This is a genomic window from Pantoea sp. B550, assembly GCF_024158165.1.
GTDB classification, from domain to species: Bacteria; Pseudomonadota; Gammaproteobacteria; order Enterobacterales; family Enterobacteriaceae; genus Pantoea; species Pantoea alfalfae.
In genome coordinates, this window is sequence record NZ_JAMYXI010000003.1 from 2,430,078 (window position 1) to 2,450,257 (window position 20,180).

Below are 20,180 nucleotides of genomic sequence, written 5' to 3' on the forward strand. Positions count from 1 at the left end.
GCTCGACAGGGAGCGCGCGCATTCTCTCTGCCGCATCGGATTTCAGACGGACGCAACGCGGTTCTGAAGCCGGTGTGGCGGGAAGGTTAATGCGTTGCAGGCAAGGTTATGACCTTTTTACCGGTACGCCGGCAGTGGCATGCTCGCTGGCACTCCAGGAATAGAAAAATGAAAAAGATATCCCGGCTTTCGTTAGCCATTATGATTGAACTGGGTCTCACGGCCTCTCTCATTTCTGCCGGTGCCGTGGCTGCTGAAGCCACCCGCGAACCCGCTATCGACAGCAGCACCTCCGATCCCCTCCACGACGACACCATGACGGTCACCGCCGCTGAGCAGACGCTGCAGGCCCCTGGCGTGTCAACGATTACCGCCGACGAAATCAAAAAACATCCGGCTGCGCGCGACGTCGCCGAAATCATCCGCACCATGCCCGGTGTCAATCTGACCGGTAACTCCACCAGCGGCCAGCGCGGTAATAACCGTCAGATCGATATCCGTGGTATGGGGCCGGAAAATACCCTGATCCTGATCGATGGCCTGCCGGTAACCAGCCGCAATGCGGTGCGGCTTGGCTGGCGTGGCGAGCGCGACACACGCGGCGACACTAACTGGGTACCGCCAGAGATCATTGACCGCATTGACGTCATCCGGGGTCCGGCAGCGGCCCGCTACGGCAATGGTGCGGCGGGTGGTGTGGTTAATATCATCACCAGGAAAGAGATGGATAATCAGTGGCACGGCTCGTGGAGCGCCTATTACAACGTGCCGCAACACAAGGAGGAGGGCGCGACGCGGCGTACTAACTTCAGTCTTGAAGGACCGCTGGGCGATGATGTCAGTTTCCGGCTCTATGGCGGTCTGGCAAAAACGCAGGCTGATGCTTACGATATCAATGAAGGGCACGCCGCAGACCGCACCGGCAGTTACGCGGGATCCTACCCGGCGGGCCGCGAAGGTTCAGTCAATAAAGATATTCATGGCCTGCTGCGCTGGGCGTTTGCACCAATGCAGGCGCTGGAAGTGGGGGCCGGTTACAGCCGTCAGGGCAACCTCTATGCTGGCGACACCCAGAACACCAATACCAACGCGCTTGTGAAAAGCAAATATGGTGACGAAACCAACCGGCTCTATCGGCAGAACTTTTCAGTTAAGTGGACCGGCGCCTGGGATAATGGCATCAGCACCAACACCTATGCGCAGTATGAAAACACCCGCAACTCGCGTCTGAATGAAGGGCTGGCGGGCGGCACTGAAGGGATCTTTTCCAACAGCAATTTCAACACTATCCAGCTGGATGATGTGTTGCTGCACAGCGAGATCAGCGTGCCCTTTGAGTGGCTGGTGAATCAGACTGCAACCTTTGGCACGGAATGGAATCAGCAGCGGATGAAGGATCCTTCCTCGACGACGCAGGCCGCCAGCTACGGTTCGATTCCGGGTATCGCCACCACCGGACGCTCTCCCTATTCGCAGGCGGAGATCTTCTCACTGTTTGCGGAAGACAATATTGAGCTGACTGACAGCACCATGCTGACGCCCGGCCTGCGCTTCGATCACCATTCGATTGTCGGCGATAACTGGAGCCCGTCGCTCAACCTCTCACAGGGATTAGGCGATGAGTTCACGCTGAAAATGGGCATTGCGCGCGCTTATAAAGCGCCGAGCCTCTACCAGACTAACCCGAACTATCTGCTTTACAGCAATGGCCAGGGCTGCGCGGCCAGTGCCGGTGCCTGTTATCTGATGGGTAATGATGACCTGAAAGCGGAAAACAGCATCAATAAAGAGATTGGACTGGAATGGAAGCGCGACGGCTATCAGGCGGGTCTGACCTGGTTCCGCAACGACTACCGGAACAAGATTGAGGCAGGCACGGCTCCCACCGGCACGGCGTCTAACGGCAAAACCGACATCTACAAATGGGAAAATGTGCCCAAAGCGGTGGTTGAGGGGCTCGAAGGTACGGTTAACGTCCCGTTCTCCGACAGCCTGACGTGGAACAACAACTTCACGTATATGCTGCAGAGCAAAAATAAAGAGACCGGCGATCGCCTGTCAATTATTCCGGCGTATACGCTCAATTCGACGCTGAGCTGGCAGGCGATGCAGGATCTCTCTCTCCAGACAACCCTGACCTGGTACGGTAAACAGGTGCCGAAGAAGTATGACTATAAAGGTAACGCCGTCACCGGCAGCGCGACCGATCAGGTCAGTCCCTATTCGGTTGTAGGCATGAGCGGCACCTATGACGTTAATAAATATGCCAGTGTCACCGTGGGTATCGACAACCTCTTCGACAAGCGTCATTTCCGTCAGGGCAATGCGCAGACTACCGGCAATGCCACCACCGGCGCTTACCTCTACGGCGCAGGAGCCAATACCTTTAACGAATCGGGCCGCACATTTTATATGAGCGTGAACACCCGCTTCTGATCGGTTCAGCCATAAAAAACGCAGCAGGTTGATCGCCTGCTGCGTTTTTATTTCTGCTTAATCAGTTGTTCTGATTGATATCGCGGTAGAGTCGGCTTTCAAAACGCACCAGTGGAATACGGCGGGTACGTTGATCTTCCGGCGGCACTGCATAACCGGAAAGGAACTGAACAAATGCCACTCTTGCACCGCTGGAAGTGGTAATAAAGCCCGCCAGATTATAGACGCCCTGCAGTGAACCGGTTTTCGCCGAGACCTTGCCATCCAGTCCCGCCTCATGCAGCCCGCCACGATACTGTAGCGTGCCGTCGTAACCCGCCAGGGGCAACATCGAAATATAATCCAGCGTGTTGTCATTCTTCGCAATGAACTGCAACACCTGCATCATGGTTTGCGGCGAAATCAGATCGTGGCGCGACAGACCGGAACCATCAACCTGAATGCTGTTACCCATATCGACATTGGCTTTGGCTTTCAGGATACGGCGGACAGCATCCTGCCCGGCACGGAAGGTACCGGGCACGTTGAAGTAGTGATGACCAATGGTGCGGAAGACCGTGTCGGCTATCATGTTGTCTGACTTCTTCAGCATGGTGTGCAGCAGCGTGTGCAGCGGCGCAGACTGGGTCGATGCCAGTACGGTACCTGGCTCCGTGACCTGCGTCTGGCGCACCAGATGGCCACTGTAGTCAATCTCTGACGAGCGCAGCTCTGCCTTAAGGATTTCACCTGCCCAGGCCGCGCCATCCTGCACCGCAAAGGCCAGCGGCAGCGGTTCGGCACGCTGGCGCATACAGCCTGTCAGGGTGTAACGGTTCAGCTCACCGGGAACCACATCCAGTTCGCAATATTGCGCTTCACCGCTGTTACGGCCGATGGTGCGGACCTGGCTGTACATATGCGCCGGATAATAGGAGGCGATGCGCACAAACGCATTTTCACCTGGCGTATTGGCACTGTAGAGCGACACCGAGAAGCAGTTTTTATCCACAATCGCGGCACCCGGCGGGGCGCTGAAGCACTGGGTCATATCGTTCCACGGCCAGCCCGGTGCCATGTCGTGACTGGCAAAAACCGAGGTGTCGATAACCAGGTTGCCTTTGATATGGTTAATGCCCTGCTTCTTTATTGCCGCGACCATGTTGCGCAGATCCTGACGGCTTAAAGTTGGATCACCGCCGAAACGTGCGACTAAGTCGCCGTTCAGGGTGCCATCTATAATGGCACCCCGGGTCTCAAACGTGGTCTGAAAACGGAAGTCGCCACCCAGTTCCAGTAGTGCCGCCAGCGCCGTCACCACTTTCATGGTACTGGCGGGCAGGGCCATCTGTTTGCCGTGGTAATCAATGATCGGTGTTGATGCACCCACTTTCTGAACCATCAGCGCCAGATTGGCGCCATCTGGCAGGTACTGCATGTATTCATCAACTGGCGCTGCGTGTGCCTGCAGCATAAATGCGCAGCTTAATCCGGTAACAAGTCGTGAAAATCGCATAATCTCGCGGTAACTGGCAGGTGAGGGCGTCAATACTACGTCGCTGGACGGTGCAAAGTAAACGATGACCCGCAGGGAACTCTGGGGTAAAATACGTATCAAATTGCAAAACTCTTTTCTGGCCTGGAAGCATCTCCGGGTCAGGATTCTTTTATTTGCAAAAACGGGCTAATGCGCCGCAGAGCGCTTTTTTCTGCGGTCACCGGTCAGGATGACATCGTTAAACAGGAAAGAGGGCGAGGAGCTTAAATGAATCAGATTCCGATGACGTTAAGAGGCGCTGAAAGATTGCGCGAAGAGCTGAACGAGCTGAAAACCGTGAAGCGCCCGCGCATTATCGCCTCTATCGCTGACGCACGCGAGCATGGCGATTTAAAAGAGAACGCGGAATATCACGCTGCGCGTGAAGAGCAGGGCTTTTGTGAAGGCCGTATTCAGGAGATTGAAGCCAAACTCTCCAATGCGCAGGTTATCGATGTTACGCAGATGCCTAAAACCGGCCGCGTGATCTTCGGCGCAACGGTGACCGTGCTGAACGTCGAGACCGACGAAGAAGCCACGTATCGCATCGTGGGCGATGACGAAGCAGACTTTAAGCAAAATCTGATTTCAGTCAATTCGCCAATGGCGCGTGGTCTGGTGGGTAAAGAGGCCGATGATGTGGCTATCGTAAAAACCCCGGGCGGCGACGTTGAATATGAGATTCTGAAGGTGGAATACCTTTAAGATGTTGCTACGCTTTGAAAAGCGCTGAAGCACAATGTAAAGAAAGGAAAAAGGCCGCATTGCGGCCTTTTATCTGAGGTAAGAGCATGTCACTTTCTTTGCCCACTTAGCGTGGCAGAGAAATTTTGCTCTCTTTAGAGGGGCGATACAGCACCAGCGTTTTGCCGATCACCTGTACGTTGCTGGCACCGGTCTCACGCACGATAGCCTCGACGATCAGCTGTTTCGTTTCACGATCTTCAGAGGCGATTTTTACCTTAATCAGTTCGTGATGCGACAGAGCCTGCTCGATTTCGGCCAGCACGCCTTCAGTCAGGCCATTGCCACCCAGCATAACAACTGGCTTGAGCGGATGGGCGAGGCCCTTGAGGTGCTGTTTTTGTTTGGTACTTAGATTCATCGTAGTTTTTTACTTACTCAGGGATTGAAAACGGTTCATTCTACCGCCATCTCGGGTATATCACCAAATCGACGCAACCCATTGCGTGCAGGTTTATCGCTACGATGACGATTTAACTGGAATTATTATGACGGGTAAAAAGCGTTCGGCCAGCTCCAGCCGCTGGCTTCAGGAACACTTTAGCGATAAATATGTGCTTCAGGCGCAGAAAAAAGGGTTGCGTTCGCGCGCCTGGTTTAAACTTGATGAAATACAACAGGGTGACAAGCTTTTCAAACCCGGCATGACCGTGGTAGATCTGGGTGCTGCACCTGGTGGCTGGTCGCAATATGTGGTTCAGCAAATCGGGAATAAAGGGCGCATCATTGCCTGTGATATCCTGCCAATGGATCCGATAGTCGGTGTCGATTTCCTTCAGGGCGATTTTCGTGAAGAATCGGTGATCAATGCGCTGCTTGAGCGCGTTGGCGATCAGAAAGTCCAGGTTGTCATGTCCGATATGGCGCCGAATATGAGTGGTACACCTGCCGTAGATATTCCCCGGTCGATGTATTTAGTAGAACTGGCGCTGGAGATGTGTCGGGATATCCTGGCACCTGGCGGCAGTTTTGTAGTGAAAGTGTTTCAGGGAGATGGCTTCGATGAATACCTGCGGGAAATTCGCTCCCTGTTTACGAAAGTGAAAATTCGTAAGCCGGACGCTTCACGTTCACGTTCACGTGAAGTGTACATTGTGGCGACTGGGCGCAAACTATAACCAAATTGCTGGAGACGTCCGCAGCTTTGCTGCGATTCCATGTATGCAGGATCTATAGTACCCTACGCTATCTGTTAACACCGATGTAATATGAGGTTAATCCCTTGAGTGACATGGCGAAAAACCTGATTCTCTGGTTAGTCATCGCGGTCGTGCTGATGTCAGTATTCCAGAGCTTTGGGCCCAGCGAGTCAAATGGCCGTCGGGTTGATTATTCAACCTTCCTGTCGGAAGTGAACCAGGATCAGGTCCGCGAGGCACGTATTAACGGGCGTGAAATTAACGTCATTAAAAAAGACAGCAATAAATACACGACCTACATTCCTGTCAACGATCCCAAGTTGCTTGATAACCTCTTGACCAAAAACGTCAAAGTGGTTGGCGAACCGCCGGAAGAGCCAAGCCTGCTGGCTTCCATCTTCATTTCGTGGTTCCCGATGCTGCTGCTGATCGGTGTGTGGATCTTCTTTATGCGTCAGATGCAGGGCGGCGGCGGTAAGGGCGCGATGTCCTTCGGCAAAAGCAAAGCCCGCATGTTGACGGAGGACCAGATTAAAACCACTTTCGCCGATGTAGCAGGTTGTGACGAAGCGAAAGATGAGGTGGCTGAGCTGGTGGAATATCTGCGCGAGCCGAGCCGTTTCCAGAAGCTGGGCGGTAAAATTCCAAAAGGCGTTCTGATGGTGGGCCCGCCGGGTACCGGTAAAACCCTGCTGGCAAAAGCGATTGCCGGTGAAGCCAAGGTGCCTTTCTTCACTATCTCCGGTTCTGACTTTGTGGAAATGTTTGTCGGTGTCGGTGCATCCCGTGTGCGCGACATGTTCGAACAGGCCAAGAAAGCCGCTCCGTGCATCATCTTTATCGATGAGATCGATGCTGTGGGTCGTCAGCGTGGTGCCGGTTTAGGCGGTGGTCATGATGAACGTGAGCAGACGCTGAACCAGATGCTGGTTGAGATGGATGGTTTCGAAGGTAACGAAGGTATTATCGTTATCGCCGCGACTAACCGTCCTGACGTACTGGACCCTGCGCTGCTGCGTCCAGGCCGCTTTGACCGTCAGGTTGTGGTCGGTCTGCCAGACGTACGTGGTCGTGAGCAGATCCTGAAAGTGCATATGCGTCGTGTGCCACTGGCAACCGACATTGATGCCGCAATCATTGCACGTGGTACGCCAGGCTTCTCAGGTGCCGATCTGGCCAACCTGGTGAACGAAGCTGCGCTGTTCGCCGCTCGTTCAAACAAGCGCGTGGTGTCGATGGTTGAGTTCGAGAAAGCGAAAGACAAAATTATGATGGGTGCGGAACGTCGCTCCATGGTGATGACGGAAGCGCAGAAAGAGTCAACGGCTTACCACGAAGCGGGCCACGCCATTATTGGCCGCCTGGTGCCAGAGCATGATCCGGTGCATAAAGTTACGATTATCCCGCGCGGCCGTGCGCTGGGTGTGACCTTCTTCCTGCCTGAAGGCGACGCGATTAGCGCCAGCCGTCAGAAACTGGAAAGCCAGATCTCAACGCTGTACGGTGGTCGTCTGGCAGAAGAGATCATCTACGGTGTGGAACATGTTTCTACCGGTGCGTCCAACGACATTAAAGTCGCGACTAATCTGGCACGTAACATGGTGACGCAGTGGGGCTTCTCTGAAAAACTGGGGCCGTTGCTGTATGCAGAAGAAGAGGGTGAAGTATTCCTTGGACGTTCTGTCGCGAAAGCGAAACATATGTCTGATGAAACAGCCCGCATCATTGACCAGGAAGTTAAACACCTGATCGACAGCAACTACCAGCGTGCCCGCCGCATTCTGGGTGAGAACATGGACATTCTTCACGCCATGAAAGACGCGCTGATGAAGTATGAAACCATTGATGCACCGCAGATCGACGACCTGATGGCACGCCGCGAAGTGCGTCCGCCTGCGGGCTGGGAAGATCCAGGCAGCAACTCAGACAGCAACGGTACGCCAAAAGCGCCACGTCCGGTTGATGAACCGCGTACGCCGAACCCAGGCAATACCATGTCAGAGCAGTACAACAAATAAGACGCATCATTGTCAGACAAAACCCCGGCTGGTCCGGGGTTTTTTACATCCAGATATTGATCAGCAAGGAGTTTTCACCATGAAGTTGTTTGCCCGTGATTCCCATCTCGATTTATCTTTTCCTCATGTGATGGGCATTCTGAATGTCACGCCGGACTCTTTTTCAGATGGTGGTAAACATAACGCGCTGGTCGATGCGCTGACGCATACCAATGAGATGGTCAACGCAGGCGCAACCATTATCGATGTCGGCGGTGAATCAACCCGTCCTGGCGCAGATGAAGTGAGTGTGGAGGAGGAGCTGGAGCGGGTCATTCCGGTAATCGATGCCATTGCCCAGCGTTTCGAAGTGTGGATTTCAGTAGACACCTCTAAAGCCGACGTAATCAGGGAAGCCGCACGAGTGGGTGCTCACATCATTAACGATGTCCGCTCACTCTCTGAGCCGGGTGCGCTGGAAGCCGCAGCGGCTACCGGACTTCCTGTCTGTTTAATGCATATGCAGGGCGAACCGCGCACCATGCAGCAGGCACCGGTTTACGAAAACATCTTAAGCGAAGTGGACACTTACTTCGCTCAGCAGATTGCGCGCTGCGAAGCGGCGGGAATTAAAAAAGAGCAGCTGATACTCGACCCGGGCTTCGGTTTCGGTAAAAATCTCAGCCACAATTATGAACTGCTGGCTCATCTCAGCGATTTTCACCACTTTGGTCTGCCGCTGCTGGTGGGGATGTCGCGTAAATCGATGATTGGCCAGTTGTTAAATGTTGGCCCGTCACAGCGTTTAACCGGCAGCCTGAGCTGCGCGGTGATTGCTGCCATGCAGGGCGCGCAGATTATTCGCGCGCATGATGTAAAAGAGACGGCCGAAGCGATGCGCGTGGTCGAAGCGACCCGAAGAGCAAAAGGAGCATCATGAGTAATCGTAAATATTTCGGTACAGATGGCATTCGCGGCAAAGTCGGTGAAACACCTATCACGCCTGATTTCGTCCTGAAGCTGGGCTGGGCCGCGGGTAAAGTACTGGCGCGTCACGGTTCGAAAAAGATCATTATCGGCAAAGATACCCGTATCTCGGGCTATATGCTGGAGTCTGCGCTGGAAGCAGGCCTCGCCGCCGCGGGCCTGACCGCTGCGTTTACCGGTCCGATGCCGACCCCCGCCATCGCCTATCTGACCCGTACCTTCCGCGCAGAGGCGGGCATCGTTATTTCAGCGTCGCACAATCCGTTTGACGATAACGGTATTAAATTCTTCTCGTCCGAAGGCACCAAACTGCCTGATGACGTGGAAGAAGCGATTGAACTGGAGATGGAAAAGCCGATTACCTGTGTTGAATCAGCCCAGTTAGGCCGCGCCAGCCGCATTGTTGATGCAGCGGGGCGTTACATTGAGTTCTGTAAGGGGACTTTCCCCAGTGAACTCAATCTGAATGGTCTGAAAATTGTGGTCGACTGTGCCAATGGTGCGACTTACCACATTGCGCCGAATGTCCTGCGCGAGCTGGGCGCAACCGTCATCGCAATCGGTGTCCAGCCAGACGGCATGAACATCAACAAAGAGTGCGGTGCCACCGATCTTAAACTGCTGCAGCAGCGCGTACTGGCGGAGAAGGCCGATATTGGTCTGGCCTACGACGGCGATGGCGACCGCATCATGATGATTGACCATCTGGGCGACAAAGTAGATGGCGACCAGATCCTCTACATCATTGCACGTGAAGCGCTGCGTCAGGGACAGTTACGTGGCGGTGTAGTGGGTACGCTGATGAGCAACATGGGCCTGGAATTAGCGCTGAAACAGCTCGGCATTCCGTTTACCCGTGCCAAAGTCGGTGACCGTTATGTGCTGGAGAAGATGCAGGAGAAGGGCTGGCGTCTCGGCGCGGAGAACTCCGGTCATGTGATCCTGCTGGATAAAACCACCACCGGCGACGGTATCGTTGCAAGTTTGCAAGTGCTCACTGCGATGGTGCGTAACCACATGAGCCTGCACGATCTCTGCAGTGGTATGAAGATGCTGCCGCAGGTTCTGGTCAACGTACGCTTCGCGGGCGAGCATGACCCGCTGCAAAACGACGCCGTGAAAACGGTCACCGCTGATGTTGAAAAAGCGCTGGCGGGTCGCGGACGCGTTCTGTTGCGTAAGTCAGGCACTGAGCCGCTAATTCGTGTGATGGTCGAAGGCGAAAATGAGGCGCAGGTCACCGAACTGGCTAATCGTATTGCCGATCAGGTCAAAGCGGTTTAAACCTCTTAAAGGCGGTGCTCAGAATGCTGAACCGCCTGTAAAATCACCGGGATGGCGCTTTTTTCTGCAATCAGTTTGCGTAAGAGAAATTGCACTTGCAGAGATATGCGCCTTTGGTTAGTATTCACACCCGCTTCTGATGGGTGATGACGAGACGCCCCATCAATACTGGTTGAAGCTTTAACTGTACGATTATCGTGCAAGGAACAGGTTGAATATGTACGAAGCTCTTTTAGTTGTTTTCCTTATTGTAGCTATTGCCCTCGTGGGTATGATCATGCTGCAGCAAGGCAAAGGCGCTGATATGGGAGCCTCATTCGGTGCAGGCGCATCCGGTACGGTGTTTGGTTCTTCGGGTTCAGGTAATTTCATGACCCGTACTACTGGCATCCTAGCGGCACTGTTCTTCATCATCAGCCTGGTTCTGGGTAATCTGAACAGCAATAAAGCCTCGAAAGGAAGTGAGTGGGAAAATCTTTCTGCGCCGGCGCAGTCTTCTCAACAGACTGAAAAGCCAGCTCAACCGGTTACACCGGGCAGCGATATTCCTAAGTAAGATCGTCAGCACAACGAATCGTTGTGGTCAGTGCAGTGCCGTGGTGGTGGAATTGGTAGACACGCTACCTTGAGGTGGTAGTGCCCGATTGGGCTTACGGGTTCAAGTCCCGTCCTCGGTACCAAATCGTAGTATCACTTGCATTTTATGCAGGTCTGGCGTATTATTCGCCACGTTTTCGGACGCGGGGTGGAGCAGCCTGGTAGCTCGTCGGGCTCATAACCCGAAGGTCGTCGGTTCAAATCCGGCCCCCGCAACCACTTTCCCTTTGAGTTCTTTTTCAAATATACTGTATGCATCGACGGACGCATTCACGGCTATTTTTTGAAAGAAAATTCTTTGGATGGAGTCCGGGCCGCGTTGCGGCATACAGGGTCCAGTGACTAAAAGCCCCGAATATTCGGGGTTTTTTGTTATTAGCGAATCGTAATACTGGGCTATAGGCCCTTTTTTTATGTCTTGGGGGTGGGCTTGTCCACATTAGAGCAAAAATTGACAGAGTTGGTATCGGCTCCCGTAGAAGCGCTGGGTTACGAACTGGTTGGAATTGAATTCGTTCGTAGTCGCACATCTATCCTGCGCATCTATATTGATAGTGAAGATGGCATCAATGTCGATGATTGCGCCGATGTCAGCCACCAGGTAAGTGCGGTAATGGATGTTGAAGATCCGATTACTGTACCTTACAACCTTGAAGTCTCTTCACCGGGACTCGATCGTCCTCTGTTCACCGCAGAACACTACACCCGTTTTATGGGTGAAGAAGTGAGTCTGGTGTTGCGTATGGCCGTTCAGAACCGCCGTAAATGGCAGGGAACCATCAAGTCAGTTGATGGCGAGATGATCACGGTGCACGTTGAGGGTAGCGATGAAGTGTTCGCGCTGAGTAATATTCAGAAAGCGAACCTGGTCCCCCACTTTTAAAAGTCCGGATTGAGGCTAACCAGGATGAACAAAGAGATCTTAGCTGTTGTAGAAGCCGTTTCTAACGAAAAAGCCCTGCCGCGTGAGAAAATCTTCGAAGCGCTGGAGAGCGCGCTGGCGACTGCGACCAAGAAAAAGTACGAGCAGGAAATTGAAGTACGCGTCAGCATTGATCGCCGCAGTGGCGATTTCGATACTTTCCGCCGCTGGGAAATCGTAGAAGAGGTGACACAGCCGACGCGCGAGATCACGCTGGATGCGGCCCGCTTCGAAGATGAAGCATTCAATCTGGGCGAATATGTCGAAGATCAGATTGAATCGGTCACCTTTGACCGTATCACTACCCAGACCGCTAAGCAGGTTATCGTGCAAAAAGTGCGCGAAGCTGAGCGCGCGATGGTGGTTGATCAGTTCCGTGAGCAGGAAGGCGAAATCATCACCGGTGTGGTGAAGAAAGTTAACCGCGACAACATTTCCCTCGACTTAGGCAGCAATGCCGAAGCGGTCATTCTGCGCGAAGATATGCTACCGCGTGAAAACTTCCGTCCAGGCGACCGTATTCGTGGCGTACTCTACTCTGTACGTCCGGAAGCGCGTGGCGCGCAGCTGTTTGTGACGCGTTCCAAACCGGAAATGCTGATTGAACTGTTCCGCATTGAGGTGCCAGAAATTGGCGAAGAACTGATTGAAATTAAAGCCGCTGCCCGTGATCCGGGTTCCCGCGCTAAAATTGCAGTCAAAACCAACGACAAACGTATCGATCCGGTGGGTGCCTGTGTGGGCATGCGCGGCGCGCGTGTTCAGGCGGTTTCCAGTGAACTGGGCGGCGAGCGTATCGATATCGTGCTGTGGGACGATAACCCGGCGCAGTTTGTTATTAACGCCATGGCTCCGGCCGATGTGGCATCAATCGTGGTTGATGAAGATAATCACACCATGGATATCGCCGTAGAAGCTGGCAATCTGGCTCAGGCGATCGGCCGTAACGGCCAAAACGTGCGTCTCGCTTCGCAGCTGAGTGGCTGGGAGCTGAACGTGATGACCGTCGATGATCTGCAGGCTAAGCATCAGGCTGAAGCGCATGCAGCGATCGATATGTTCACTAAACATCTCGACATCGACGAAGAGTTCGCCACCGTACTGGTGGAAGAGGGCTTCTCCTCGCTGGAAGAGCTGGCATACGTGCCAATCAACGAGCTGCTGGAAGTCGACGGCCTCGACGAAGAGACCATTGAAGCCCTGCGTGAACGAGCAAAAAATGCGTTAACCACCCTGGCACTGGCGAAAGAAGAGAGTCTTGGAAATCAGGAGCCCGCTGCGGATCTTCTGAATCTTGAAGGCCTCGATCGTGCGCTGGCGTTCCGCCTGGCGTCAAAAGGCGTTTGCACGCTGGAAGATCTCGCTGAGCAAGGTGTTGACGATCTGACGGATATTGAAGGCATGTCTGATGAACAGGCCGGCGCGCTGATTATGGCCGCACGTAATATCTGCTGGTTCGGCGATGACGCGTAATAACAGGAAGGAACAGCATGACAGATGTAACCGTAAAATCGCTGGCCGCAGAAATTCAGACTCCGGTCGATCGCCTGGTACAGCAATTTGCTGATGCGGGAATCCCTAAGTCTGAAAATGACGCGGTGACCCAGCAAGAGAAAGAAACCTTACTATCTCATCTGAACCGTGAACACGGTCAGGTCGGTTCAGCTAAGCTGACGCTGCAGCGTAAAACGCGCAGCACCTTGAATATTCCAGGCACCGGGGGTAAAAGTAAGTCGGTGCAAATCGAAGTCCGCAAAAAGCGTACCTATGTGAAGGGTGATGCAGAGGCTGAGCAAGCTCAGGCAGAAGCTGAAGCCGAGGCGCAGCGTGAAGCGGAAGAGCAGGCGCAACGCGAGGCTGAAGAAAAAGCCCGTCGCGAAGCTGAACAGAAAGCGCAACGTGAAGCCGAAGATAAAGCCAGGCGCGAAGCCGCTGATAAGGCCAAACGTGCAGCAGCGGAAAATGACAAAGTGACAAATCAACCTACCGACGAAGTGACCAGGGCTGCGCAATCAGACAAAGCCCGTCGCGAAGCTGAAGCTGCTGAACTGAAGCGTAAAGCTGAAGAAGAAGCCCGCCGTAAGCTTGAAGAGGCTGCCCGCCTCGTAGCCGAAGAAGCCCGCCGTCTGGCTGAAGAGAAATCAGCTGAATGGGAAAAACCGGAAGAAGAGGATAAAGGCGACTATCACGTCACCACTTCGACCCACGCCCGTCAGGCAGAAGACGAAAACGACCGTCAGGTTGAAGCAGGCCGTGCGCGTGCGCGTACTACTGCTAAAGCTGCGCGTCCGGCGAAAAAAGGCAACAAACATTCCGAAGCCAAAACTGACCGTGAAGAAGCGCGTGCGCAGGTTCGTGGCGGTAAAGGCGGTAAGCATCGCAAACCTAGCGCACTGCAGCAGGGCTTCAACAAGCCAGCGCAGGCCGTTAACCGCGATGTTGTGATTGGCGAAACCATCACCGTAGCCGAACTGGCGAACAAAATGGCGGTGAAAGGTTCTCTGGTCATCAAAGCGATGATGAAGATGGGCGCCATGGCGACTATCAACCAGGTCATCGATCAGGAAACTGCACAGCTCGTAGCCGAAGAAATGGGCCACAAAGTGACCCTGCGTCGTGAGAATGAGCTGGAAGAAGCGGTAATGGACGATCGTGATACCGATGCGGCACAGGAGTCTCGTGCGCCGGTTGTGACCATCATGGGCCACGTCGACCACGGTAAAACCTCTCTGCTGGACTATATCCGTTCCACTAAAATCGCCTCTGGCGAAGCGGGCGGTATTACACAGCACATTGGTGCTTACCACGTTGAAACCGACAACGGTATGGTCACCTTCCTGGATACCCCGGGCCACGCCGCGTTTACCGCGATGCGTGCACGTGGTGCACAGGCGACAGATATCGTTATCCTGGTGGTTGCCGCAGACGATGGCGTGATGCCACAGACTGTCGAAGCTATTCAGCACGCCAAAGCCGCTAAAGTGCCGGTTGTGGTTGCCGTGAACAAGTGCGATAAGCCAGAAGCGGATCCGGATCGTGTTAAAAACGAACTGACTCAGTACGGAATCATTCCGGAAGAGTGGGGCGGCGAAAACATGTTCGTAAATGTCTCTGCGAAAGCGGGTACCGGCATTGATGACCTGTTAAACGCAATCCTGCTGCAGGCAGAAGTTCTGGAACTGACGGCTATCCGTGAAGGTATGGCGAGCGGCGTGGTGATTGAATCGTTCCTCGACAAAGGTCGTGGTCCGGTTGCTACCGTGCTGGTTCGTGAAGGTACGCTTAATAAAGGCGACATCGTTCTTTGTGGTTTCGAATATGGCCGTGTTCGTGCAATGCGTGACGAACTGGGTCGCGAAGTCATGGAAGCGGGTCCTTCTATCCCGGTTGAGATTCTGGGCCTGTCCGGCGTGCCGGCTGCAGGTGATGAAGCGACTGTGGTACGTGACGAGAAGAAAGCACGTGAAGTTGCGCTCTACCGTCAGGGCAAATTCCGCGAAGTTAAACTGGCTCGCCAGCAGAAATCTAAGCTCGAAAACATGTTTGCTAACATGACCGAAGGCGAAGTGTCTGAACTGAATATCGTTCTGAAAGCCGACGTTCAGGGTTCTGTGGAAGCCATCTCTGATTCCCTGCAGAAACTCTCCACCGACGAAGTGAAGGTGAAGATTGTGGGTTCAGGCGTGGGCGGTATTACCGAAACCGATGCAACCCTGGCGGCTGCTTCTAACGCCATCCTCCTTGGCTTCAACGTTCGTGCCGATGCCTCTGCGCGTCGCGTCATTGACGCAGAAAGCTTGGATCTGCGCTACTACTCTGTCATCTATAACCTGATTGACGAAGTTAAAGCAGCGATGAGCGGCATGCTGGCACCAGAGTACAAACAGCAGATTATTGGCCTGGCTGCAGTGCGCGACGTGTTCAAATCACCGAAGTTTGGCGCGATTGCCGGTTGTATGGTGACGGAAGGTAACATCAAACGTCACAATCCAATCCGTGTCCTGCGTGACAACGTGGTGATTTACGAAGGCGAGCTGGAATCTCTGCGTCGCTTCAAAGATGACGTCAACGAAGTGCGTAACGGCATGGAGTGCGGTATCGGCGTGAAGAACTACAACGACGTTCGCGTTGGCGATATGATCGAAGTGTTTGAAATCATCGAAATTAAACGCACCATCGAGTAATAGACTGCTGATGTGTTGCAATTTGGGAGGCCTCTGGCCTCCCGAATTATTTGGGAGAAATAATGATGGCGAAAGAATTTGGTCGCCCGCAGCGCGTGTCACAAGAGCTGCAAAAAGAGATTGCGATGATCCTGCAGCGTGAGATTAAAGATCCGCGCCTTGGCATGATGGTCACCGTATCCGGCGTTGAAGTGTCACGCGATCTTGCTTACGCAAAAGTGTTCGTTACGTTCCTCAACGACAAAGATGAAGATGCGATCAAGCATGGCCTGAAAGCGCTGAAAGAAGCGTCAGGCTACATTCGCATTCTGCTCGGCAAAGCGATGCGTCTGCGTATCGTGCCTGAGCTGACGTTCTTCTACGATAACTCGTTAGTCGAAGGGATGCGCATGTCTAACCTCGTCACCAGCGTCGTTAAGAACGATGCAGAGCGCCGTGGTCCGGATGCCACCGGCGATGACGAGGAGGCGTAATGAGTCGTCCGCGTCGTCGCGGTCGCGACGTCCATGGCGTGTTGTTGCTGGATAAGCCACAAGGCGTTTCGTCGAATGATGTCCTGCAGAAAGTGAAGCGTATCTTTAACGCTAATCGCGCAGGCCATACCGGCGCGCTTGATCCACTGGCCACCGGCATGTTGCCAATCTGCCTGGGTGAAGCGACCAAGTTTTCGCAGTATCTGCTCGATTCCGACAAACGCTACCGTGTGATTGCCCGACTGGGCGAGCGCACTGACACGTCAGATGCGGATGGCAATATCGTGCAGACGCGTCCGGTCAGCTTCAGTCAGGTCGATCTGGATAGCGCCCTTGAGAGCTTCCGCGGCGATACGCTGCAGGTGCCATCGATGTTTTCGGCGCTGAAGCATCAGGGTCGTCCGCTGTATGAATATGCGCGTCAGGGCATTGTGATTGAGCGTGAACCGCGTCCCATCACGGTCTATGAGCTGCAATTTATTCGCTGGCAGGATAATGAGCTGGAGCTGGAAATTCACTGCTCCAAAGGCACCTATATCCGTACCATCATCGATGACCTGGGTGAAAAGCTGGGATGCGGTGCGCATGTCATCATGCTGCGACGTGTACAGGTTGCCCGTTATCCGTATGAACGGATGGTGACGCTGGAACAGCTCAACACGCTGCTGGCGGAAGCCACAGAAGCGGGCACCCCACTGGAAACGCAGCTCGATCCGCTGTTGTTGCCGATGGACAGCCCGGCCTCTGATTTCCCTGAAGTGAATATCCCGCCCGCCGTGGCAGATTTTTTCCGTCAGGGACAGCCGGTACAGGCCAGCAACGCGCCTGCGAAGGGGCTGGTCAGAGTATCGGAAGGCGAAGCGCGTAAGTTTATCGGTATGGCAGAAATTGCCGATGATGGCCGTCTTGCGCCACGTCGTTTAGTGGTTGAGTATCAGGATTAAGCCAGGCGTTCACTTTTCGCTGATGGGGCATTTGCGTTGCTATCAGGCGCAGAGTAGAATAGCGCGGCTTTAAAGCGGGATGCTGAATTAGAGATCGGCACCCATACATTCATTTATTACTGGAGTTTATTATGTCTCTAAGCGTAGAAGCTAAAGCAGAGATCGTTGCTAAATATGGCCGTGGTGCTAACGACAGCGGTTCAACTGAAGTTCAGGTTGCCCTGTTGACCGCGCAGATTACCCATCTGCAGGGTCACTTCTCTGAGCACAAAAAAGACCACCACAGCCGCCGCGGTCTGCTGCGCATGGTATCACAGCGTCGTAAGCTGCTGGACTACCTGAAGCGTAAAGACGTTGCACGCTACAGCAGCCTGATCGAAAGTCTCGGTCTGCGTCGCTAAGTCTGAAGAATCTGATCGTCGGGGCATTATGCGGACTTTTGCACTGTGTGCAGCTTACGATCAGATTTGTGCGAGTTTCGTGAAGAGGGGGCCTTTATGGCCCCTTTTTTCGAGCAATCGGCAGCAATCCGGGCCAAACTGATGTATTGTTGCTTAGTGTGATCTTTAGTTTGCAGAATTTCGCGCGGCTAATGAGAGGCTTTACCGCAGGGGCGGTCGAGGGTTGTCATTAGTCGCGAGGATGCAGCTGAAGATTGGTAATCAATGGCAGGCTACAGATAGCCCTGCCCCGAAGTTAAGGACTTTGATTTTGCTGAATCCGATCGTACGCAAATTCCAATATGGTCAACATACCGTCACGCTGGAAACCGGCATGATGGCTCGCCAGGCGACAGCCGCTGTGATGGTGAGCATGGACGATACTGCAGTGTTCGTCACTGTTGTAGGTCAGAAAAAATCTAAACCAGGTCAGGACTTCTTCCCACTGACCGTGAACTATCAGGAGCGTACTTACGCTGCTGGTCGTATCCCAGGCAGCTTCTTCCGTCGTGAAGGCCGTCCAAGCGAAGGCGAAACCCTGATTTCGCGTCTGATTGACCGCCCGATTCGTCCACTTTTCCCGGAAGGCTTTGTTAACGAAGTCCAGGTTATTGCCACCGTGGTGTCTGTCAACCCACAGGTTCATCCAGACATCGTTGCGATGATCGGTGCTTCTGCTGCACTGGCGCTTTCTGGTCTGCCGTTCAATGGCCCGATTGGCTCTGCACGTGTAGGTTACATCAACGATCAATATGTTCTGAACCCAACCGCAGATGAGCTGAAACAGTCTCGTCTGGATCTGGTTGTTGCCGGTACGCAGAATGCCGTTCTGATGGTTGAATCTGAAGCTGAGATCCTGTCAGAAGAGCAGATGCTGGGCGCCGTGGTCTTTGGCCATGACCAGCAGCAGATCGTTATCGAAAACATCAATGCCCTGGTTGCTGAAGCAGGCAAACCGCGCTGGGACTGGCAGCCAGAAGCGGCTAATACCCCGCTGATTTCTCGTGTTGCTGCCCTGGCAGAAGCGCGCATCAGTGATGCTTACCGCATCACTGACAAGCAGGAGCGTTACGCGCAGGTTGGCGTCATCAAAGACGAAACCATTGCTGCGCTGCTGGCTGAAGATGACACGCTGGATGGTTCAGAAATCGGCGACATCGTGCATAGCCTCGAAAAAACCGTTGTTCGTACCCGCATCCTGAATGGCGAGCCACGTATCGATGGCCGTGAAAAAGATATGATCCGCGGTCTGGACGTGCGTACTGGCGTATTGCCACGTACTCACGGTTCATCACTGTTCACCCGTGGTGAAACGCAGGCACTGGTTACGGCAACGCTGGGTACTACCCGTGATGCGCAGAACCTGGATGAGCTGATGGGCGAACGTACCGACAGCTTCCTGTTCCATTACAACTTCCCTCCGTACTCTGTCGGTGAAACCGGCATGGTCGGTTCGCCGAAGCGTCGTGAGATTGGTCACGGTCGTCTGGCGAAGCGCGGTGTGTTAGCGGTAATGCCTAAAGCGGAAGATTTCCCTTACACCGTTCGCGTCGTGTCTGAAATCACCGAATCAAACGGCTCCTCTTCAATGGCCTCTGTCTGTGGTGCCTCACTGGCGCTGATGGATGCAGGTGTGCCAATCAAAGCCGCCGTTGCCGGTATCGCGATGGGTCTGGTGAAAGAAGATGAGAAGTTTGTGGTTCTGTCTGACATCCTGGGCGACGAAGATCATCTGGGCGACATGGACTTCAAGGTAGCCGGTAGCCGTGAAGGTATCACCGCGCTGCAGATGGACATCAAAATCGAAGGCATCACGCGTGAAATCATGCAGGAAGCCCTGAACCAGGCCAAGGGTGCGCGTCTGCACATTCTGGGCGTAATGGAACAGGCTATCAGCACACCGCGTACTGAGATTTCTGAATTTGCACCGCGCATCTACACCATCAAAATCAGCTCTGACAAGATCAAAGATGTGATCGGTAAAGGCGGCTCAGTGATTCGTGCACTGACCGAAGAGACCGGCACCACGATTGAAATCGAAGATGACGGCACCGTGAAAATCGCTGCGACCGATGGTCTGAAAGCGAAAGAAGCCATTCGTCGTATTGAAGAGATCACTGCAGAAATCGAAGTGGGCCGCATTTACAGTGGTAAAGTGACCCGTATCGTTGATTTCGGTGCCTTCGTTGCCATCGGCGGCGGTAAAGAAGGTCTGGTTCACATTTCACAAATCGCTGATAAGCGCGTTGAGAAAGTGACTGACTACCTGCAGATGGGTCAGGAAGTGCCGGTTAAGGTGATGGAAGTTGATCGCCAGGGTCGCGTACGCCTGAGCATCAAAGAAGCGACAGAATCTAAGCCGCAGACTGAAGAAGCTGCAGCGGTGACCACGCCTGACGCTGAATAAGTCGTTGCTGATTTGCCCCTCTTTGCCTGGCAGAGAGGGGCGTTTGTATCATCGCGAGGGCGGGAATCCTTGTGCACAGCAGGCGGATGACAGGATGGTTATCCCAATGT

General features: G+C 53.8%; 16 protein-coding genes and 2 tRNA genes. 16 read left to right on the forward strand and 2 right to left on the reverse strand.

Annotated elements, in window-relative coordinates:
- Positions 1–168: 168 nt before the first annotated feature.
- Positions 169–2,436, forward strand: a complete 2,268-nt coding sequence (locus NIM72_RS14315; RefSeq protein WP_253420859.1) for a TonB-dependent siderophore receptor — start codon at positions 169–171, stop codon at positions 2,434–2,436.
- 61 nt (positions 2,437–2,497) lie between these two features.
- On the opposite strand, the gene dacB is transcribed toward NIM72_RS14315, so the two are convergent.
- Entirely contained in the window at positions 2,498–3,931 is a 1,434-nt protein-coding gene (gene dacB, locus NIM72_RS14320; protein WP_253420862.1) for a serine-type D-Ala-D-Ala carboxypeptidase, read from the reverse strand.
- 249 nt (positions 3,932–4,180) lie between these two features.
- On the opposite strand from dacB, the gene greA reads away from it, so the two are divergent.
- On the forward strand, positions 4,181–4,657 hold the full coding sequence (gene greA, locus NIM72_RS14325) for a transcription elongation factor GreA (RefSeq protein ID WP_010251811.1): 477 nt from the start codon (positions 4,181–4,183) through the stop codon (positions 4,655–4,657).
- Positions 4,658–4,763: 106 nt separating this feature from the next.
- Here greA and yhbY read toward each other — a convergent pair whose 3' ends face one another.
- Complete coding sequence (gene yhbY / locus NIM72_RS14330) at positions 4,764–5,057, reverse strand: ribosome assembly RNA-binding protein YhbY (protein WP_010251809.1); 294 nt, start codon at positions 5,055–5,057, stop codon at positions 4,764–4,766.
- A 127-nt stretch (positions 5,058–5,184) separates the two neighbouring features.
- On the opposite strand from yhbY, the gene rlmE reads away from it, so the two are divergent.
- From rlmE to pnp, 14 genes are all read left to right on the forward strand, one after another.
- Positions 5,185–5,814 carry a 23S rRNA (uridine(2552)-2'-O)-methyltransferase RlmE gene (rlmE, locus tag NIM72_RS14335; RefSeq protein WP_013359905.1) on the forward strand — a complete coding sequence of 210 codons (630 nt, stop codon included), beginning with the start codon at positions 5,185–5,187 and terminating at the stop codon, positions 5,812–5,814.
- 113 nt (positions 5,815–5,927) lie between these two features.
- On the forward strand, positions 5,928–7,853 hold the full coding sequence (ftsH, locus tag NIM72_RS14340) for an ATP-dependent zinc metalloprotease FtsH (RefSeq protein ID WP_161731836.1): 1,926 nt from the start codon (positions 5,928–5,930) through the stop codon (positions 7,851–7,853).
- A 79-nt stretch (positions 7,854–7,932) separates the two neighbouring features.
- Positions 7,933–8,772, forward strand: coding sequence for a dihydropteroate synthase (gene folP / locus NIM72_RS14345; protein ID WP_033731317.1), 840 nt, complete (start codon positions 7,933–7,935; stop codon positions 8,770–8,772).
- A complete protein-coding gene (gene glmM / locus NIM72_RS14350; RefSeq protein WP_161731838.1) occupies positions 8,769–10,103 on the forward strand; it encodes a phosphoglucosamine mutase in 1,335 nt (444 codons plus the stop codon). Before folP ends, glmM begins: the two co-directional genes overlap by 4 nt.
- Before the next feature lie 217 nt (positions 10,104–10,320).
- Positions 10,321–10,659, forward strand: coding sequence for a preprotein translocase subunit SecG (gene secG, locus NIM72_RS14355; RefSeq protein WP_003851074.1), 339 nt, complete (start codon positions 10,321–10,323; stop codon positions 10,657–10,659).
- A gap of 37 nt (positions 10,660–10,696) precedes the next feature.
- Positions 10,697–10,783 (forward strand) — tRNA-Leu (locus NIM72_RS14360).
- Positions 10,784–10,842: 59 nt separating this feature from the next.
- A tRNA-Met gene (locus NIM72_RS14365) sits at positions 10,843–10,919 on the forward strand.
- Between the two features lie 211 nt (positions 10,920–11,130).
- The gene (rimP, locus tag NIM72_RS14370) at positions 11,131–11,583 is read left to right on the forward strand and encodes a ribosome maturation factor RimP (RefSeq protein WP_010251795.1); all 453 of its coding nucleotides are present in this window, start codon (positions 11,131–11,133) and stop codon (positions 11,581–11,583) included.
- Between the two features lie 24 nt (positions 11,584–11,607).
- Positions 11,608–13,095 carry a transcription termination factor NusA gene (nusA, locus tag NIM72_RS14375; protein WP_061061455.1) on the forward strand — a complete coding sequence of 496 codons (1,488 nt, stop codon included), beginning with the start codon at positions 11,608–11,610 and terminating at the stop codon, positions 13,093–13,095.
- Between the two features lie 17 nt (positions 13,096–13,112).
- The gene (gene infB / locus NIM72_RS14380) at positions 13,113–15,806 is read left to right on the forward strand and encodes a translation initiation factor IF-2 (protein WP_161731840.1); all 2,694 of its coding nucleotides are present in this window, start codon (positions 13,113–13,115) and stop codon (positions 15,804–15,806) included.
- A gap of 65 nt (positions 15,807–15,871) precedes the next feature.
- The gene (rbfA, locus tag NIM72_RS14385; protein ID WP_033731320.1) at positions 15,872–16,279 is read left to right on the forward strand and encodes a 30S ribosome-binding factor RbfA; all 408 of its coding nucleotides are present in this window, start codon (positions 15,872–15,874) and stop codon (positions 16,277–16,279) included.
- Positions 16,279–17,223: a tRNA pseudouridine(55) synthase TruB gene (gene truB, locus NIM72_RS14390; RefSeq protein ID WP_253420865.1), complete on the forward strand. Its 945-nt coding sequence runs from the start codon at positions 16,279–16,281 to the stop codon at positions 17,221–17,223. Before rbfA ends, truB begins: the two co-directional genes overlap by 1 nt.
- 131 nt (positions 17,224–17,354) lie before the next feature.
- Complete coding sequence (gene rpsO, locus NIM72_RS14395; RefSeq protein WP_003851063.1) at positions 17,355–17,624, forward strand: 30S ribosomal protein S15; 270 nt, start codon at positions 17,355–17,357, stop codon at positions 17,622–17,624.
- 310 nt (positions 17,625–17,934) lie between these two features.
- Complete coding sequence (gene pnp / locus NIM72_RS14400) at positions 17,935–20,070, forward strand: polyribonucleotide nucleotidyltransferase (protein ID WP_222924682.1); 2,136 nt, start codon at positions 17,935–17,937, stop codon at positions 20,068–20,070.
- Positions 20,071–20,180: the final 110 nt, after the last annotated feature.

Bases quoted from the DNA above. Each gene is read 5' to 3' on its own strand.
- NIM72_RS14315 (WP_253420859.1), top strand. From the start codon at position 169: ATGAAAAAGATATCCCGGCTTTCGTTAGCCATTATGATTGAACTGGGT.
- dacB (WP_253420862.1), bottom strand. From the start codon at position 3,931: ATGCGATTTTCACGACTTGTTACCGGATTAAGCTGCGCATTTATGCTG.
- greA (WP_010251811.1), top strand. From the start codon at position 4,181: ATGAATCAGATTCCGATGACGTTAAGAGGCGCTGAAAGATTGCGCGAA.
- yhbY (WP_010251809.1), bottom strand. From the start codon at position 5,057: ATGAATCTAAGTACCAAACAAAAACAGCACCTCAAGGGCCTCGCCCAT.
- rlmE (WP_013359905.1), top strand. From the start codon at position 5,185: ATGACGGGTAAAAAGCGTTCGGCCAGCTCCAGCCGCTGGCTTCAGGAA.
- ftsH (WP_161731836.1), top strand. From the start codon at position 5,928: ATGGCGAAAAACCTGATTCTCTGGTTAGTCATCGCGGTCGTGCTGATG.
- folP (WP_033731317.1), top strand. From the start codon at position 7,933: ATGAAGTTGTTTGCCCGTGATTCCCATCTCGATTTATCTTTTCCTCAT.
- glmM (WP_161731838.1), top strand. From the start codon at position 8,769: ATGAGTAATCGTAAATATTTCGGTACAGATGGCATTCGCGGCAAAGTC.
- secG (WP_003851074.1), top strand. From the start codon at position 10,321: ATGTACGAAGCTCTTTTAGTTGTTTTCCTTATTGTAGCTATTGCCCTC.
- nusA (WP_061061455.1), top strand. From the start codon at position 11,608: ATGAACAAAGAGATCTTAGCTGTTGTAGAAGCCGTTTCTAACGAAAAA.
- infB (WP_161731840.1), top strand. From the start codon at position 13,113: ATGACAGATGTAACCGTAAAATCGCTGGCCGCAGAAATTCAGACTCCG.
- rbfA (WP_033731320.1), top strand. From the start codon at position 15,872: ATGGCGAAAGAATTTGGTCGCCCGCAGCGCGTGTCACAAGAGCTGCAA.
- truB (WP_253420865.1), top strand. From the start codon at position 16,279: ATGAGTCGTCCGCGTCGTCGCGGTCGCGACGTCCATGGCGTGTTGTTG.
- rpsO (WP_003851063.1), top strand. From the start codon at position 17,355: ATGTCTCTAAGCGTAGAAGCTAAAGCAGAGATCGTTGCTAAATATGGC.